This window comes from Clostridium sp. UBA5119, assembly GCF_002414285.1.
Lineage (GTDB): Bacteria > Bacillota > Clostridia > Clostridiales > Clostridiaceae > Clostridium_J > Clostridium_J sulfidigenes.
The window spans coordinates 1-346 of sequence record NZ_DHYX01000044.1; the positions used below are offsets into that span (position 1 = coordinate 1).

Here is a 346-nt window from a genome sequence, read left to right on the forward strand (position 1 = left end):
TATTAGTATTGTTGAAATCAAAACAGGAATTCCTTCTATTAAAACAACTAGTAGTATACCCACTCCTGCTACTATTAAATTCATTATTCCTCCACCATAGTTATACATTATGAAGGGATACCTTCCATCCTTTATTTCCGGAGGCATCATAAGACACTGACCTGCTGTACCTGGTATCCCAAACTTTTTATAGCTTATTTTCTCTTTGTCTTTAATTATAGTGAAAGCTCCTATCCTAAAGGATACAAAAGAATATCCTGACATAAATCCAAATAAAAGATGTCCTGCTTCATGAATAATAATATGAATTATATACCCTAAGAAAAATATTAGTATAAGTCCATAG

1 pseudogene is annotated in these 346 nt (G+C 31.5%); it reads right to left on the reverse strand.

Going from position 1 to position 346, the window contains the following annotated elements:
• A pseudogene (locus tag B2671_RS06345) lies at positions 1-346 on the reverse strand (hypothetical protein); the annotation flags it as partial.